Annotated in this window: 13 protein-coding genes; 5 read left to right on the top strand and 8 right to left on the bottom strand. The window is 55.6% G+C overall.

The window, feature by feature from the left end; genetic code table 11:
• Positions 1-38: 38 nt before the first annotated feature.
• Complete coding sequence (locus EYR88_RS12735) at positions 39-854, bottom strand: purine-nucleoside phosphorylase (protein WP_131090135.1); 816 nt, start codon at positions 852-854, stop codon at positions 39-41.
• 117 nt (positions 855-971) lie between these two features.
• On the opposite strand from EYR88_RS12735, the gene EYR88_RS12730 reads away from it, so the two are divergent.
• The 3 genes from EYR88_RS12730 (at position 972) to EYR88_RS12720 (ending at position 4,983) form a co-directional block, all read left to right on the top strand.
• The gene (locus EYR88_RS12730) at positions 972-2,375 is read left to right on the top strand and encodes an NAD(P)H-quinone dehydrogenase (RefSeq protein ID WP_131090134.1); all 1,404 of its coding nucleotides are present in this window, start codon (positions 972-974) and stop codon (positions 2,373-2,375) included.
• Between the two features lie 332 nt (positions 2,376-2,707).
• Positions 2,708-4,096, top strand: coding sequence for an MFS transporter (locus EYR88_RS12725; protein ID WP_131090133.1), 1,389 nt, complete (start codon positions 2,708-2,710; stop codon positions 4,094-4,096).
• Between the two features lie 146 nt (positions 4,097-4,242).
• Positions 4,243-4,983 carry an SDR family oxidoreductase gene (locus EYR88_RS12720; protein WP_165477361.1) on the top strand — a complete coding sequence of 247 codons (741 nt, stop codon included), beginning with the start codon at positions 4,243-4,245 and terminating at the stop codon, positions 4,981-4,983.
• Between the two features lie 82 nt (positions 4,984-5,065).
• Here the strand turns inward: EYR88_RS12720 and EYR88_RS12715 are convergent, their stop codons facing one another.
• Complete coding sequence (locus EYR88_RS12715; RefSeq protein WP_131090131.1) at positions 5,066-6,847, bottom strand: biotin carboxylase N-terminal domain-containing protein; 1,782 nt, start codon at positions 6,845-6,847, stop codon at positions 5,066-5,068.
• 268 nt (positions 6,848-7,115) lie between these two features.
• Positions 7,116-7,634 carry a CGNR zinc finger domain-containing protein gene (locus EYR88_RS12710; protein ID WP_131090130.1) on the bottom strand — a complete coding sequence of 173 codons (519 nt, stop codon included), beginning with the start codon at positions 7,632-7,634 and terminating at the stop codon, positions 7,116-7,118.
• Positions 7,635-7,659: 25 nt separating this feature from the next.
• Here EYR88_RS12710 and EYR88_RS12705 point away from each other — a divergent pair, with 25 nt between their 5' ends.
• The gene (locus EYR88_RS12705) at positions 7,660-7,863 is read left to right on the top strand and encodes a hypothetical protein (RefSeq protein WP_131090129.1); all 204 of its coding nucleotides are present in this window, start codon (positions 7,660-7,662) and stop codon (positions 7,861-7,863) included.
• A 31-nt stretch (positions 7,864-7,894) separates the two neighbouring features.
• On the opposite strand, the gene EYR88_RS12700 is transcribed toward EYR88_RS12705, so the two are convergent.
• From EYR88_RS12700 to EYR88_RS12685, 4 genes are all read right to left on the bottom strand, one after another.
• On the bottom strand, positions 7,895-8,536 hold the full coding sequence (locus EYR88_RS12700) for a nucleoside triphosphate pyrophosphatase (RefSeq protein ID WP_131090128.1): 642 nt from the start codon (positions 8,534-8,536) through the stop codon (positions 7,895-7,897).
• Positions 8,533-12,036 (bottom strand): MMPL family transporter, encoded by a 3,504-nt coding sequence (locus EYR88_RS12695; RefSeq protein WP_131090127.1) that lies wholly within the window; start codon positions 12,034-12,036, stop codon positions 8,533-8,535. The genes EYR88_RS12700 and EYR88_RS12695 overlap by 4 nt, the downstream gene beginning before the upstream one ends.
• Positions 12,037-12,040: 4 nt before the next feature.
• Positions 12,041-12,712 carry a TetR/AcrR family transcriptional regulator gene (locus tag EYR88_RS12690; RefSeq protein WP_131090126.1) on the bottom strand — a complete coding sequence of 224 codons (672 nt, stop codon included), beginning with the start codon at positions 12,710-12,712 and terminating at the stop codon, positions 12,041-12,043.
• A gap of 122 nt (positions 12,713-12,834) precedes the next feature.
• Positions 12,835-14,214 (bottom strand): dicarboxylate/amino acid:cation symporter, encoded by a 1,380-nt coding sequence (locus EYR88_RS12685; protein WP_131090125.1) that lies wholly within the window; start codon positions 14,212-14,214, stop codon positions 12,835-12,837.
• 322 nt (positions 14,215-14,536) lie between these two features.
• Between EYR88_RS12685 and EYR88_RS12680 the strand changes: the two genes are divergently transcribed.
• Complete coding sequence (locus tag EYR88_RS12680) at positions 14,537-14,926, top strand: VOC family protein (RefSeq protein WP_131090124.1); 390 nt, start codon at positions 14,537-14,539, stop codon at positions 14,924-14,926.
• A gap of 49 nt (positions 14,927-14,975) precedes the next feature.
• On the opposite strand, the gene EYR88_RS12675 is transcribed toward EYR88_RS12680, so the two are convergent.
• Positions 14,976-16,643, bottom strand: a complete 1,668-nt coding sequence (locus EYR88_RS12675) for a DUF885 domain-containing protein (protein WP_131090123.1) — start codon at positions 16,641-16,643, stop codon at positions 14,976-14,978.
• Between the last annotated feature and the right edge of the window lie 143 nt (positions 16,644-16,786).

Raw genomic sequence — 16,786 nt, 5'->3', positions numbered from 1 at the left:
GAAAAACACCATTATTTGCCTATACCGCCCGGAGAACCTTAGAGCTTGGCGATGATCTGGGCTAGAAGTTTGGAGATGCGCGGGCCAGCAGCCTGGCCAGCTTCGATGACTTCTTCGTGGCTCAGTGGAACTGGGCTAATACCAGCGGCCAGGTTCGTCACCAATGACATGCCAAAGATCTCCATGCCAGCGTGGCGTGCGGCAATCGCTTCCAGCGCGGTGGACATGCCAACCAAATCTGCACCAATAGTTTTGGCGTATTGCACCTCGGCTGGGGTTTCGTAGTGTGGGCCGGTGAACTGCGCGTACACGCCTTCATCTAGGCTTGAATCTACTTCGCGAGCGATTTCACGAATGCGTGAAGAGTAAAGATCGGTCAGATCAACAAAGGTGGCGCCTTCCAATGGGGAAGTGGCCGTGAGGTTGATGTGATCGGAGATCATCACTGGGGTGCCGGGGGTCCAGTTCTCATTCAGGCCACCGCAACCGTTGGTCAGTACCAGGGTTTCGCATCCTGCGGCTGCAGCGGTGCGGATTGGGTGGACGACCGAGCGAACGCCGCGTCCTTCGTAGTAGTGGGTGCGTGCGCCCAGTACGAGCACTCGCTTTCCGGTGGAGGTCAGGATCGAGGAGATGCTGCCCTTGTGGCCTGGGACGGCCGAGGCGTGGAAGCCTGGAATCGTGGTGGCGTCCAAGGTGTGGGTGGTTTCGCCGATCAATTCGGCGGCCTGGCCCCATCCGGAGCCCAGCACTAGCGCGATGTCGTGTTTTTCGACGTTGGTCTGCTCAGCGATTACCTGTGCAGCCTGCGCTGCTAGAGCCTGTGGGTCATTATGCGTATCAGTCACGGGCAATACGCTACCGGTAGCGGGGCTATTTGTCAGGTGAAGCTAGTGCTTCAGAATCAATGTCACGTCCAAAATCTGGCTTTCGATGTGCGCATTGAACGCACATGGTGAACAATAGAAATTGTGAGCGCAGACAGTAGTAGTGAAGCAACCCGTTTAGTAATTCTCGGCGGAGGACCTGGTGGCTATGAAGCTGCCATCGGAGCAGCCCAAATGGGCGCCAACGTCACCGTTGTAGAACGTGCCGGCATGGGCGGTTCGGCAGTGCTGACCGATGTCGTCCCATCCAAGACCCTAATTGCTACCGCCGACGCTGTGCGCCGCGTAAAGCAAGCTGAAGCATTCGGAGTCCACGTTGAAGGACTCGACTCAGCGGTTACCGACTTCTCGGTGGTCAACCACCGACTCTTGGCCTTGGCCAAAGAGCAGTCCTCGGACATTCGCAACACCCTAGAACGTGGTGGCGTGCGCATTGTGATTGGTGAAGGTCGTCTTCTCGACGCGAACACCGTCGCTGTGGCTCACCCGGATGGAACCGAGCAGAACATCGATGCTGACGCCATTCTTCTGGCCGTCGGTGCCCACCCACGCGAATTGCCTACGGCTAAGCCAGATGGCGAACGCATTTTTAACTGGACCCAGATCTACAACATGAACGAGGTGCCAGAGCACCTGATCGTGATCGGTTCTGGTGTCACCGGCGCTGAGTTCGCTTCCGCCTACAAGCTGCTAGGCGCCAAGGTCACCTTGGTGTCCTCGCGTGACCGAGTCCTTCCGGGCGAGGACGCAGACGCAGCGGCAGTGCTGGAAGATGCCTTCAAGGAAAACGGCGTTAACGTTGTTTCCCAGGCTCGCGCCGAAGGCGTAGAGCGCAAGGGCGACAAGGTCTTTGTCACCTTGGCCGATGGCCGTGTACTTGAAGGAAGCCACTGCCTCGTTGCAGTTGGCGGCATCCCCAACACCGCAAACCTCGGTCTGGAAGAGGCTGGCGTACAGCTCAGCGAATCTGGACACATCAAGGTCGACGGTGTTTCGCGTACTACCGCAACCAACATCTACGCCACCGGTGACTGCACCGGCGTCTTCGCACTAGCATCGGTAGCTGCGATGCAGGGCCGTATTGCCGTAGCTCACCTTCTTGGCGACACGGTGAAGCCGCTGAACTTGGATTTGGTTGCCTCGAACGTTTTCACTTCCCCAGAAATCGCTACCGTTGGTGTCACCCAGCGCGCAGTAGCTGAGGGCAAGTACCAGGCGAACATCATCAAGGTGGACTTGAACACCAACGCTCGCGCCAAGATGATGAACGTGGAGCACGGCTTTGTGAAGATCGTTTCGCGCAAGGGCTCAGGCACCGTCATTGGCGGTGTGGTGGTAGCACCGCGAGCTAGTGAACTGATTTACTCGCTGGCCTTGGCAGTTCAGAACGGCCTGCACGTTGATGACGTGGCAGAGACCTTCACGGTCTACCCATCCTTGTCCGGTTCGTTGGGCGAGGCGGCACGTCGCCTTCACCGACACCTCTAAACACCGGTTAGCATCCAAGAACGGCAGCTGAGTTTTCACAACTCAGCTGCCGTTCTTGTGTTGTTTAAGGGGAGTCGCAAGTAATAGTGATTGCTTTCACCTTGACCCTGCCTTCAGCGGAAGAAAACTTTTCTTTTTGCTAGTCATATCTCATTATATGAACGGCGAAATTCGGCTATTTCCCCGGGAAGTAAGAGGGTAGTGAACGTCAGGTGGGGATTTAGTGTCCAAATAATGGACATCAATATCCGAATACTGGGCAGCGAGGCTTAAGATTGTGACATTCGTAAATGACCGACCAACTCGTACTTTCACTCTAAGGAGCAGCCTCAATGTCGCAGGCTAACCAGACAGTGGTGCCCAAGGGGAACTCACGCGGACGCGTGCTATTCGCCAGCATGATTGGCACTACAGTCGAATTCTTCGATTTCTACGCCTACGCCACCGCGTCGGTGCTCGTGTTCCCAGCACTGTTCTTCCCGAACGCCACCGCAATCAACGCGATCCTTTCTTCGTTCGCGATTTTCGGTGTTGCCTTCCTGGCCCGTCCATTGGGATCGATTGTCTTCGGTCACTACGGCGACAAGCTGGGACGTAAAGGCACCTTAGTTGCCTCGCTGCTGCTCATGGGTATTGCGACATTCCTGATTGGCTTCCTGCCGCCAGCTGCCGGTCACTGGACCATCTTGGCGCCGCTAGCTTTGGTCATCCTGCGCTTTGCACAGGGCTTGGCCTTGGGTGGTGAGTGGTCCGGTGCAGCACTGCTGGCCACAGAAAATGCTCCAAAGAACAAGCGTGCCATCTACGGCACGTTCCCACAGCTGGGCGCACCAATCGGTTTCATCATTGCCAACCTAATCTTTGTGGCTCTGCAGACCTGGAGCACCCCAGAGCAGTTCCAAGCATGGGGCTGGCGTATTCCGTTCTTCTTCTCGGCTGTTATGGTTCTCATCGGTTTGTGGGTTCGCCTCAAGCTGGTTGAGTCCGCTTCCTTCCAGAAGGTTCTGGATCAGAAGAAGGTTGTAAAGTCGCCATTCGCGGTGACCATGAAGAAGCACTGGCGTCCAACCTTGGCTGGTACCTTCATCATGCTGGCAACCTACGTGCTGTTCTACCTGATGACTTCCTTCACCCTGACCTATGGCACCCAGCCCGCTACCGTTGAGACGGCTTCTGCGGCTGCTGCAGCCAAGGGCAAGGCCTTTGACGCAGCCGGATTTGTTCCAGGCTTGGGCATTGAACGTCCAACCTTCCTGACCATGCTGATCATCGGTGTTGTCTTCTTCGGTATCTTCACCGTTGTCTCCGGCCCACTGGCTGAGAAGTTCGGCCGTCGTAAGTTCCTGATGTGGGTTTCTACCGGCATCTTGGTCTTCGGCCTTGCCTGGACCTTGTTCTTCGGTCCAGGTCAGGCAGCCGCTATGGCAGGCTTGATTGTTGGTTTCGCGCTGATGGGCATGACCTTTGGCCCAATGGCTTCCTACCTGCCTGAGCTCTTCCCTTCCAACGTTCGCTACACCGGCTCTGCGGTTGCCTACAACATGTCCTCGGTGATCGGCGCTGCTCCTGCATCATTTGTTGCAGTAGCCCTGTGGAAGGCCGGAGACGGCAACACCGTTGGTGTTGGTATCTACCTCTCAATTGCCGCAGTACTGACCTTGATTGCCTTGTTCCTCACCCGAGACACTTCGGATGTTGACATGGAAGAATTCATTGAATAATTGAACTGCGCTTCACGCCTAAGGCCTGCCCAAACACCACATGATGGTGTTTGGGCAGGCCTTAGTTCGTTGTTTCCGTTCGTTGCATCCGTACATAGATGTGCGAGCATGCGAACACAGTCACTGTGGATCAAAAAGGAGCAGTCATGCGCGTTGCAGTTGCCGGAGGCACCGGAATGTTAGGACGCCAAGTCGTTGAAGTACTCAGAACTCTTGGTCATGAGCCGCTGGTTCTTTCACGTTCCTCAGGATGCGACCTGACTAACCAGAACTCCGTACGGCAGTGGCTGACCGACTGCGAATCGGTCATTGACGTCTCTGGCTCCGCGACCACCAGCGCATCAGCTTCGATGCGTTATTTCACCCAGTCCACCGCGAACCTGGTCAGCGCCGGACGCGAGGCCGGGGTGCAGAACCACGTGGCTCTGTCCATCATCGGTGCTGCAGCTATCGACTCCGGCTACTATGCCGGCAAAGCTGCCCAAGAACGTATGCTGCAAATGCTGGACGGCGGATACACGTTGTTGCGCACCACTCAGTTCCATGAATTTGTGGGTCAAAACATCACTCGCCTTGGCGCAGGCCCCGTGCAAATGGCCCCAAAAATGCGTCTCCAGCCGATTGCCGGCAGTGAAGTAGCGATCGCGCTAGCCGAGCTGGCGTTGGCTCCTGCTCAGGGTGTGGTTCAGGATCTGGCCGGACCGCAAGAAGAGAGCATGCCGGATCTTTTTGCCCAGTACCTTGCACACCAAGGCAAATCACCAAAGATCGTTGAAGTCCCGGTTCCCGGTGCCATGGGTAAAGCGATGCGTACTGGCGGAATCCTGCCTGGTAGCTCTGCCCGGCTAGGACAAGTGAACTTCACCGATTGGCTTGCTGCCCAGTAGCCATACAGGAAAGTTAAACACCGGTGGGGGTTCTTTCAAGGAAAATACCTTAAAAGAACCCCCACCAGTTTTGCGAAAGAAACTAGCTTGCGTCACCAATCGAAGCGATCACAGCACCGGAAGACAAGGTCTCGCCGGGAGCTACCTCTAGGCCACTAACCACACCATCGCGGTGCGCGGTGATCGGCTGTTCCATCTTCATGGCTTCAAGCACCACGATCAGATCGCCCTGAGCTACCTCTGCGCCATTTTCAACGGCGACCTTCACGATCGTTCCCTGCATAGGGGAGCGCAGCTCAGCGCTGTTGGCACTGGAGCCAGCAGCTGCCTTACGGCTGGACTTACGCTTCTTCTTAGCTCCGCCCTGATCGGCGCTGCCGGCAGAGATTGAGCCCAGCGAGGAAGGAAGGGTCACTTCTAGGCGCTTCCCGTTAACCTCAACGGTGACGCTGGTGCGCTGCGAATCTTCAGCGTCCTCTGACGCTCCTGGCATTGGGTGCGGTTCAATGGCGGTGGCAAATTCGGTCTCGATCCAGCGGGTGTGGACCGTGAAAGCACCTTGTGTAGGAACAAATGCTGGGTCGCTCATCACTGCACGGTGGAATGGAAGAACGGTAGCCATGCCATCAATCTGGAATTCCTCCAGTGCTCGACGGGCACGTGCTGCAGCAATTTCACGGGTGCCGCCGGTGACGATGAGCTTAGCGATCATCGAGTCGAAGTTACCGGAGACGCTTTCGCCCTGCTCGATACCCGAGTCAACACGCACGCCAGGACCCGAAGGCAGGTTCATCTTGGAGATGGTGCCCGGGGTTGGCATGAAGTTGCGGCCAGCGTCTTCACCGTTGATGCGGAATTCGAAGGAGTGACCACGAACTTCTGGATCGGTGTAGCCCAGCTCTTCGCCACGGGCGATGCGGAACTGTTCGCGAACCAAGTCCAGTCCGGTCACTTCCTCGGAGACTGGGTGCTCTACCTGCAGGCGGGTGTTGACCTCCAAGAAGGAGATCACGCCGTCCTGGCCCACCAAGAACTCGCAGGTGCCAGCGCCGGTGTACTTAGCTTCACGCAAGATCGCCTTGGACGCTTCGTAGAGTCGGGTGATCTGATCTTCGCTCAAGTATGGTGCCGGAGCTTCTTCAACCAGTTTCTGGTTGCGGCGCTGTAGCGAGCAGTCGCGGGTGGAGACAACAACAACGTTGCCGTGCACGTCGGCCAAGCACTGAGTTTCTACGTGGCGCGGTGCGTCCAGGAAGCGTTCGATGAAGCATTCGCCGCGGCCGAAGGCTGCGACGGCTTCGCGAACTGCAGAGTCATAAAGCTCGCCAATTTCCTCGCGGTTGCGAACCACCTTGATACCGCGTCCGCCGCCACCGTAGGCAGCCTTGATGGCTAGTGGCAGACCGTGCTCATCGGCGAAGGCGTAGACCTCGTCAGCTGAAGCGACAGGATCTTTGGTACCTGGTACCAGCGGAGCGCCAACCTTCTCAGCGATGTGGCGGGCCTTGACCTTGTCACCGAGCTGATCGATGGAATCTGGCGAAGGGCCGATCCAGGTCAGGCCGGCGTCGATGACTGCCTGAGCGAATTCCGCGTTCTCCGACAAGAAGCCGTAACCCGGGTGGATAGCGTCCGCGCCGGAGCGTTCGGCAGCGTCCAAGATCTTCTCAATGCGAAGGTATGACTCGGCAGCGGTGATGCCGCCCAGCGCGTAGGCTTCATCAGCCAAACGCACATGCAGTGCATCGCGGTCGGAGTCGGCGTAGACCGCTACGGACTCGATTCCTTCATCGCGTGCGGCACGGATAATGCGCACTGCAATCTCGCCGCGGTTGGCGATTAGCACCTTCGTCAATTGATTCATCGTGAACCTGTCTTCAAAAAATAGGGTTTCTCATCTAGGAGCCTATCGTTTTTGTGGGAACTATATGTAGTTAACCCGCCAAACCCGGGTGTTTGAGATGAAACTTTGGAGGAATCCTACAAATATTAGGTCTCTGAAAGGCTGTTCAGCGGAGCTGAGCAGAGCCAGCGGGGTAGGCGCGGCTGAACGTGAGGGGACGTAGGAGGAACTACAAGTGAAAGCTTGATTGCTGTCCGGGATGTCCGCGTGGGATTTTGCCGATGAACCTTTAGGCCTGACGCACGCGGTGGCGACGGACCGCAGCTCGATTGGCGCAGCGCACCGAGCAGTAACGCTGTCGTCCATTGCGCGTTACATCCACAACCACCTGGGTGCAGGGTTCGGCTTCGCATCGACGCAATCGGTGCATGCCGCGGGTGCTCAGATGCAGGGCCGTTCCCACCGCAATGACCGACCGCAGTACCAGTGGCATATTCTGCCCGTTATCGCGATAGTGCAGATGCCACCCTTCTCCATCGTGATTGACCATGCGTGGATACGCGGAAGCTTGGGCCATCTGCAGATTTAATAGCTCAGCACGTTCTTCATCCGAAGCCGCATCAACGATGCGCAACCAGTCATCAATCATGGCGCGCGTTTGACTATGGTCGGCACTGCGCCGCGGAAAAGGCATGGTCATGCCGACCTCGCGAGTGCGCGCTTCGATCTCATCGCGGTTTTCCGGCCAGTTATTTGCCAAGGAAGCAGCGAGTAAAACCGCATACTCTCCGTAAGGGTTGAGTTGCATAAGGACATTACATCATGCTGATTCTATGACCACAACGAACTACAGCCCCAGCATTGATCAACGATCCTCAACGACCAGCCATGAGCACTTCTGGGAAGTGCAATCTAGTCACCAGACCTCCCAGGGGATTGTGCAATACCTACAGTGCCACGACTGCCGCACGCACCAGGTGCGCCAGCTTGGTTTGAGCGCGCAGACAACTTTGGCCAGCAAAGAACTACGCGCCTAGGAGCAGTGCTCCTAGGCGCGTGATTCAGTGATTATTTCCAAAGATCTATGATGCTGATTCCGCCTTGAGTCAAAAGCTTGCGTAGAACAAATACGTCCACACCGACAACGTTCTGGAAGTTGCCCTCGATGGATTCGATAAAGGCTGCGGCCAGTCCGTCGATGGTGAAGGCTCCGGCGCAAGGTAGTGGCTCACCACTGGCCACGTAAGCCTGGATCTCCGCCTCTCTGACCGTGGAAAAATGCACGACCGTCGAGGAGACTTCTCCAGCAGATTTGCTTGGATCATTTGGATCAATCAGCCAATGACCAGAATGCAGAATTCCGGTGGAACCGCTTAGTTGCTGCCACCGTTCACGCGCAACCTGTTCAGTGTGCGGTTTGCCGTAGGCTACACCGTTCAGTTCAAAGACCGAGTCGCAGCCAAGCACCACGGTGCCTTGAGGATGCTGGCCAGCTGCGACATCTTCAGCTTTGGCCTTAGCCAGTAGCTGCGCTGTTTGCGCTGGACTCTGTTGACCGAACTGAGCGACTGCATTGGCTAAAACCGCATCTTCATCCACCTTCGAAACCTGAGTTTCAAATTGCAGACCAGCATCGCTAAGCACTTTCTTGCGTCCCCATGAAGCCGAGGCCAAAACCAGTTGCGCTGTTGATTTATTCAAATCGCTCATACCGAGACATTTTCCTTGGTGTAGTCCTGATCTCGCTCATCATCGTTGCCAGAGTCCTCGGACTCAAGCATCTGATTTAACTTAGATCCTTCCACATCAACATCGGGCAGGATCTTGTCCAGCCACTTTGGCAGGTACCAAGCCTTGTCGCCCAGCAAGTGCATCACTGCAGGAATCAAGGTCATGCGGATGATGAAGGCATCGAAGAGCACTCCGAATGCCAAGGCAAAGCCCAACGGGCGGAGCATGGCCAGATGCGAGAACATAAATCCGGCAAAGACGGAGATCATGATCAACGCTGCCGCGGTAACCACCGGAGCCGCCATCGAGAAGCCGGAACGAACTGCATCCTTGGCTGGCTCACCGTGCGCGTAGCGTTCACGCATGGCCGATACCAAGAACACTTGGTAGTCCATGGCCAAACCAAAGAGGATACCGGTGAGCAGAATCGGCAGGAAGCTGAGCAAGGGACCGGGGACATTGACGTCGAAGATCTTGGAGAACCAACCGAACTGGTAGACCAAGGTGCTCGCGCCAAAGGCCGCTGCCAAAGACAACAGGAAGCCGCCGGTTGCCAAGAGCGGAACCACCACGGAGCGGAAAACCAAGAGCAAGAGAATCAGCGACAGACCAACCACAATGCTCAGGTAAGGAACCAGTGCCGCGGTGACTTTTTCAGACACATCGATCTGAGCGGCCACCTGACCGGTCACCGCGATGCTTGCGCCGGTAGCGTCCGCAATCTTGGTGTGGTCAGCACGTAACTGGTGAACCAGCGCCTCGGTCTGTTCGGAGGAGGGGCCGCCGGTCGGAATGACCTGGATGGCTGCCAAACGGTGGTTATCGGTCATTGTGACCGGAATGGCTGCGACCACTCCGTCGTATTCACGGATCTTGTCAGCCACGTCCAACGACTTGGTCTGCGCATCCCGCTCGTTCAGGTTCTCCGGCAGATCAGCCAGGACCAGCAGGGGACCGTTGTAGCCGGCACCAAATTTATCGCTGGTCTGCTCGAAGGCTTGGAATGCCTGTGAGTCAGCCGGTTCAGCACTGCCATCTGGCAACGCGGTGCGCATCTGGGACGCAGGCAGGGCGATTGCCCCAAGGAGCACCACAACCAACAGCGTGACTGGAACGGCAAACTTGGTGACGGTGCGAACCCAACGTGCGGACAGCGGCTCCTTGATTTCTGGGTTCTTTACCATCGTCGCGGCCTTGTTGCGGGCACGCTTGGAAACCAGGCGGTGTCCGACCAAGGAGAGCAATGCGGGCAGCAAGGTGATGTTCAACAGTACCGAGCAGAACACGGTGAACGCCGCCGATAGACCCAGCACGGTCAAGAATGGCAAGCCCGGCACTGCCAACGCGGCCAGCGCGATGATCACGGTCAAACCGGCGAACACCACGGCGTTGCCACTGGTGCCAACCGAACGCGCTATGGATTCACCCACCTCCATGCCACCAAGTAACTGCGTGCGGTGACGGTGAATGATGAACAGTGCGTAGTCGATACCCACCGCGAGGCCCAGCATCAAAGCGAGGGCGGGAGTAATCGAGGCCATGTCAATCAGTGAGGAGAAGGCCATGGTGGTACCAACGCCGGCACCCACACCCAGTATTGCTAGTACCAGCGGGAGACCAGCGGCAACAAAGGTGCCCAGCATGACCAGCAGAACGATGGCCGCAATGACCACACCAATGATTTCCGAGGAGCCGAAGACCTCAGACATATCCTGCATGATGTCCTTGGAGAACAGCACCTCAACACCATTGGCCTGCGGGCCAGCGGCGATGGCTTTGATCTGTTCGCGGTCTGCCGGCGTTAATGCATCGGTCTGCACTTTGAAGCTGACCTGGGAGACGGCAGTGCTCTGATCTTCAGAGACAAAACGCATATCCGAATTGGCGCCAACCTGACGTGAAGCGAACTGCAGTTCGGCCTGGCCAGAGGCTAACTCTTTCTCGCCCTTTTCTACGTCTTTTTCGCCTTGTTCAAGCTCGGCAGTTTTTTCCTTAATGGTTTTTTCGCCGGTCTCAAGCTTTGCTTTGGCCGCGGCAAGCTGCGCCTTACCTTCGAGGAACTCGGCCTTCTTCTGGTCGAATTCTTGCTGACCAGCATTCAGCTTGGCCCAACCAGAATCTAGCTGTGCCTGCCCCTGATTCAGCTTGGCTTTGTTAGCTGCAATTTCAGACTTTGCCTTATCCAGCTCGGCCTTTGCGTCAGCCAGCTGAGACTTGGCTGCGGCGAGTTGGGGCTTATTGGCGTCCAATTCTTTACGGCCCGAGGTGATCTGCGCTTGGCCATCATCAAGTTTTTTCTTTGCCGCATCAAGCTTGACTAAACCAGCTTCGCCCTGAGCAATCTGGTCCAACGCGGCATTGGCTTCTTCCTTGCCGGCTTGGGCTTGCTTGACCCCTGCTTGCGCGGTGGCCTTGCCCTCTTCAGCTTGCGCCAATCCGGCTTGGAGCTGAGTTAGTGTTTCGGTGTATTGAGCAACGGCTTGTTCATCCTCATCGCTCTTTGCTTGTTCTAGTGCCTTTTCGGTGGCCGAGATCTGCTCGTTGAGCTGTTTGATGGAGGCATCTGCCTGTTCAACACCGGCAGTGGCCTTGGCCAGTCCATCCTCCGCCTGCGAAAGGCCCGCCTGTGCTTTCTTCTTTCCTGTAGCTAATGAGGCTTCGAATTCGCTTCGTGAAGAGTTGCCTAGAAGCTTCTTTTCTCCGGCTTCATACTGCTGTTCACCGGTAGCCAGCTGCTTTTGTGCGGCGGCAAGTTTGTTTTCTCCCGCGGTGTACTGAGCCTGGCCAGCATCATAAGACTGCTTGCCCGCTTGGTACTTCGCTAGACCGTCGTTGTACTTGGCTTCACCGGCCGCAAGCTTGGACGCTCCGGAGTCGAGTTCGGCTTGTCCGGCATTCAGCTGCGCGCGACTGTCCGCCAGCTTTGTTTCGGCAGCGGTGATCTGAGGTTCGCCATCTTTGATCTTCTTTTCGCCGTCGAAGTACTGTGCCCATCCGGTTTTTAGTTCTTCGCGACCGTCTTCGAGCTGTACCTTGCCGTCAGCAATTTTCTTTTTGGCGTCTTCTAGCTTCTTCTGACCATCAACGAGCTTCTTATTGTTTTTATCAAGTTCAGGCTGGGCATCATCAAGCTTCTTTTGAAGCTCAAAAGGGCTCATCGCGTCAGCAACCTGTGGGTGCAGTGAAAGCTGCTCCAAGGACTCGCCAATGGATTTCTGCTGAGAGGGGCTTAGCTGTTTGCCGGTGCTTTCGCGGAAGACGATCGAGCCAGAGCCGCCGGCCAGATCAGGAAGTTCTTCCTTCATCCGGTCCAGGGTTCGCTGGGTTTCAGTGCCGGGCAAGGTGAACGTGTTGGAGAGCTGTCCCATGAACAGACTGGCGCAGATTCCGATGAAAATGAACGTTGCTAACCACATGGAAATGACCCGGAAACGGTGCAGATGTGCCCACCGTGCCAGGCGGTAGAGGAATGATGCCATGAGCTTAGATGTCCTTCGAAGTGCTGATGCTGTTCATCGCAGGTGGTGCGAATCCTTGATCCAGTGTGTTCATTGCCTTGGTTACCAATGCGTGGAACTTAGCAATGAGCTCAGGAGTGATGTCCATGCTTGCGTTCACATTGGACGGGACGTGTTCCATCCATTCATCAAAGGCGGCTTGGCCAGCGCCCAAAACTGAATGGGTGAGAACACGCAGTGAAAAACTGTCTGCTTGCGGGTAGCGGGCGATGACTTTTGCAAAGAGATCATTGGTTGCCTTTTGCCATTCGCTGACATTGGCCGGCAGGCAACGGCTGTCTTCATCGGCTATGACAAAAGCGCCAAAGTAGGCCACCTGACCCAGAAGCTGAGCAACCTTGTCAGATTTTAGAGCCTGCATAATCGAGTCAAGCAGGGTGAAAGTCTCGGTCGGCTCACTCATGGTTTCCACCGTGACATCTAGTAGCTGATGCAGGGGATAGGAATAGACGGCGTCCACTGTTGGGAAGTAGTTGAACAGCGTGCGCCTGGAAATCCCAGCAGCGTCGGCGATGTCGTTCGCGGTCGGTGCAGTTGAGGATCCTTGATGGAGAAGCTGCGCAACAGCATCCACGATGGCCTGTTTAGTGGCACGTTTGTTTTGTTCTCGGCGAGTGCCGGCGCTCAGGGTAGTCACATAATTACACTACGTGCAAACTTGCACGCTGTGCAACTTCTTTTGGTTTAAAGAGATAGGTGATTAACGACAATGGCGTCCGAGCTCAATTGCTCGGACGCCTTCGCGCTAGTACTCAGAAGCTATTTGGCAGCTACTGGCTCTGCGTTTGTGTTGTTATCCGAAAAGGAATCCTCAGCAAATGGGTTGCCGTTACGCGCAGCGTTGTACATCTCAAGATCCAAGATGCCCTCACGTTTAGCCACAATCGTTGGGACCAAGGCTTGGCCAGCAACGTTCAGCGCGGTACGGCCCATGTCAATGATTGGGTCTACGGCCATAAGCAGGCCCACACCGGCAAGTGGCAATCCCAAAGTCGACAGGGTCAGGGTCAACATGACCACAGCGCCGGTAGTACCAGCGGTAGCAGCTGAGCCCAGCACCGAAACAATGGCAATCAAGATGTAGTCCGTGAAGCTCAGATCAATATTGAAGAACTGGGCGACAAATACCGATGCCACAGCTGGGTAAATCGAAGCGCAACCATCCATCTTGGTGGTTGCACCCAGTGGCACTGCGAAGGATGCGTAGCCCGAAGGTACACCGAGGTTTCGTTCGGTGACACGCTGGGTCAAAGGCAAGGTGCCGATTGACGAGCGGGAGACAAAGCCTAACTGCACGGCTGGCCACACACCAGAGAAGTACTGCTTGACGGATAGGCCATGGCTACGAACCAAAATTGGGTAGAACGCAAAGAGCACTAGGGCGAGGCCAACATAGATAGCTACGGTGAACTTACCCAGGGCACCAATGGTGTCCCAGCCGTAGGTAGCGACGGCGTTACCGATCAAGCCGACGGTGCCAATCGGGGCAACGCGGATGATCCACCATAAAACCTTCTGGATGATAGCCAGTGCCGAAGCGGAGAAAGTCAGGAATGGTTCGGCAGCTTTGCCAACCTTGAGTGCGGCAACACCCACGGCGATGGCAACAACGAGAATCTGCAGCACGTTGAAGCTGACCGAGGTGGTGGCTGCACCATCTGCAATAGTGGTGCTCGCTCCCAAGCCGAGGAAGTTCGATGGCACTAGACCGGTAAGGAAGCCGAGCCAATCGCCGGTTTTGCCTTCGTAGTCTGCTGGTGCGCTCTGGCCGGTGTTGGCGCCTGGCTGGAATACTACGCCCAGGAGCATGCCGATGGTTACAGAGACCAGTGCGGTAATTGCGAACCACAGTAGGGTCTGCCATGCCAAACGTGCGGCGTTGGTGACCTTGGAAAGGTTGGCGATAGACGCCACTACTGCGAAGAAGATCAGGGGGATTACTGCGGTGCGAAGCAAAGAAACGTAGCTTGAGCCAATGATCGAAAGGAATCGACCTAGCCCGTTTGGTTCCTCGGCGGTGCTACCGGTGTACTTTGCAATAAGACCCAGAACGAGACCGACAATCAGTGCTGCAATGATTTGCGGCCCGAAGCTGGTCATCCATTTAGGGAGTTTGGATGATGGCGCGGAGTTAGACATGTCTTTAAGGCTAGGGTGATCGCTAATCTCCGCCGCACTCAATAGTACGAGGTGTTACAAATAAGTGCTCATTGTGGGTATTGACATACTTTTCGCGGTCTCCAAGCGCTGAAATAAGGGAATTTTCGCCAATATTCCCTCGACTCTCTCACCGACAATTTCTGCGTGTTTGAGGCCGCGGGCACCTCAGCGCTTAGGTGTGAGTTGGATTAGTCAGTCAGTGTGTGGCATACGTCAGGCCTGCGCTCAGGCCTTGAGAAATGCTCACAGCATGGAAAGCTGAGAGTCACTGATATATGGAGCAAAGCTAAGGACTAAGGGAATGCGCGTATACATCACTAGCGTCTTTGTTGATGATCAAGAAAAAGCCAAAGAGTTCTACACAAACATTTTGGGTTTTAAGGTTAAGCATGATGTGCCAGTCGGCCCCTACAGTTGGCTGACCCTAGTCGCACCTGATCAGGAAAATGGGCCCGAGCTTCTGCTGGAGCCTGCGGCCCACAGGGCTGTTGGACCATATCGAGAAGCGCTCAAAGCTGATGGTGTCCCCATCACCTCGTTTGCCGTCGATGATGTTCAAGCCGAATATGAGCGCTTGAGCGACTTGGGTGTGCACTTCACGCAAGGCCCAACGGACGCAGGCACTGTCTTTGTCGCAACTTTCGATGATACTTGCGGAAATCTGATTCAGATATCCAGCTATCAGCCATAAAAAGCTGGGCTCCGAATAATCATTCGGAGCCCTGGCTTTTTGGCAATACTTACTTAAGTAGCGCGCGCTTCAAGGTGTCCAGACCGACTGAGCCCAGCTGTAGAGCTGAGGTGTGGAAGGCCTTGAGAGAGAAGGAATCACCCTCGGTAGCGGCATATTCATCTCGGATCTGTTCCCATAGACGCTGGCCGATCTTGTATGACGGTGCTTGCCCGGGCCATCCGAGATAGCGGTTGTATTCAAAGTCGAGTTGGCCTTGAGACAGATCCAGATTCTTCTTCAAGAATTCGTAGCCGTTCTCTGCGTTCCAGATGCCTTGGCCCCACTGTGCTGGCACCGGCAAGCCAAGGTGAACTCCGATATCAAAAACAACGCGAGCTGCGCGCAAACGTTGCGCATCAAGCATGCCCATGTAATCGCCCGGATCGTCGAGGTAACCCAATTGATGCATCAGGCGCTCTGAGTAAAGAGCCCAACCTTCACCTTGGCCAGATACCCAGCACATCAACCGGCGCCAGCTATTAAGTGTGGCTGCCTGCATTTGTGCTGTTCCGATTTGCAGGTGATGTCCGGGGACACCTTCGTGGTACACGGTGGTTAGCTCGGCCCACGTGGTGAACTGGTCTTCGCCTGGCGGCACCGACCACCACATGCGACCGGGACGGCTGAAGTCTTCAGACGGTCCGGTGTAGTACACGCCGCCATCTTCAGTAGGCGCAATCATGCACTCAATACGGTCCATGGGAGCCGGAATGTCAAAGTGCTCTTTCGACAAGTCCGCAATAGCCTGGTCCGCTTTGCCCTGCATCCATTCACGCAGTGCGTCGGTACCACTGAGCTTTCGAGCTGGATCCTCATTGAGTACGCGCTTGGCTTCTTCAATGGTGGAACCTGGCTTGATCTGCTGCGCCACACGCTGCTGCTCGGCGATGATGGCGTCGAGTTCGGCCACGCCCCATGCGTAGGTCTCATCCAAGTCAACAGTGGCCCCAAGGAAACGACGCGACATCAGCGAGTAGTATTCACGACCCACCGCATCTTGTTCAGGGGCCTGAGCAAGTAATTCGCTCTCTAGGTATTCTGCCAACCGGCGATAGGCGTCCTTGGCAAGGCTGGCACCATTTGCCAGACGTTCCTCAAGACCAGCGTCAACTTTTTTTCCTGAGGCGGCTAGCTGATCAAAGAAGCCGCCATCCTTGGCGTAATCGATGCACTGGGTGTTGACGATACGAACCTGCCGCTTGGCAGGAACCAGCGAGTTGGATGCCGAGTCCCGCAGTGAAGCAATGTAACCGTCAATTGCAGCCGGAAGATTTTCCAAACGCTGAGCGATGAAAGCAAAATCCTCAGCTGTTTCTTGAGGCATCAAGTCAAAGATGGAGCGGATCTCTTGTGCGGGGCTGGCGATATTGTTCAGTTCCGTGCGCCCGGAGAACAAGATTTCTAATTCCAAACTCAACCGCTCGGTCATCGCGTCGAGGGTGACCTCGTCGATGGCATCAGCGGCAGTTGAATTAGCCAGTGCACTTAAAGTGTCACGTAAAAGTCGAATTTGCCCAGTGGTGCCCAAGGGGGAGTAGTCACCATAGTCGGACTCGTGACCGGCTATACCTAGTGAAACGCCCCATTCAGGGGTGAGCTCAAGGCTCTGGGTGAAGAAGTCTTCAGCAATCTTGTCGATTGCTGAAGGCTCGCGGTGCGAGGAGGATGATGTCATGACGCTAACACTAGTTGATATGAAAGATTTGTTGAAGAGTTTTACATCTGCTTTTTGACTAAAATCATTGATTTCATCTGGGCAACGAAGACTGCGAACATGACTTCAATGTCCTCGAGACGCAAAAAACTCAAGGCTTGATG

It is taken from the genome of Arthrobacter sp. S41 (genome assembly GCF_004320535.1).
Lineage (GTDB): Bacteria > Actinomycetota > Actinomycetes > Actinomycetales > Micrococcaceae > Glutamicibacter.
The sequence above is the reverse complement of the archived record's forward strand: the minus strand, read 5'-3'. Positions and strand labels throughout refer to the sequence as shown.

Bases quoted from the DNA above. Each gene is read 5' to 3' on its own strand.
- EYR88_RS12725 (WP_131090133.1), top strand. From the start codon at position 2,708: ATGTCGCAGGCTAACCAGACAGTGGTGCCCAAGGGGAACTCACGCGGA.
- EYR88_RS12720 (WP_165477361.1), top strand. From the start codon at position 4,243: ATGCGCGTTGCAGTTGCCGGAGGCACCGGAATGTTAGGACGCCAAGTC.
- EYR88_RS12715 (WP_131090131.1), bottom strand. From the start codon at position 6,847: ATGAATCAATTGACGAAGGTGCTAATCGCCAACCGCGGCGAGATTGCA.
- EYR88_RS12710 (WP_131090130.1), bottom strand. From the start codon at position 7,634: ATGCAACTCAACCCTTACGGAGAGTATGCGGTTTTACTCGCTGCTTCC.
- EYR88_RS12705 (WP_131090129.1), top strand. From the start codon at position 7,660: ATGACCACAACGAACTACAGCCCCAGCATTGATCAACGATCCTCAACG.
- EYR88_RS12700 (WP_131090128.1), bottom strand. From the start codon at position 8,536: ATGAGCGATTTGAATAAATCAACAGCGCAACTGGTTTTGGCCTCGGCT.
- EYR88_RS12695 (WP_131090127.1), bottom strand. From the start codon at position 12,036: ATGGCATCATTCCTCTACCGCCTGGCACGGTGGGCACATCTGCACCGT.
- EYR88_RS12685 (WP_131090125.1), bottom strand. From the start codon at position 14,214: ATGTCTAACTCCGCGCCATCATCCAAACTCCCTAAATGGATGACCAGC.
- EYR88_RS12680 (WP_131090124.1), top strand. From the start codon at position 14,537: ATGCGCGTATACATCACTAGCGTCTTTGTTGATGATCAAGAAAAAGCC.
- EYR88_RS12675 (WP_131090123.1), bottom strand. From the start codon at position 16,643: ATGACATCATCCTCCTCGCACCGCGAGCCTTCAGCAATCGACAAGATT.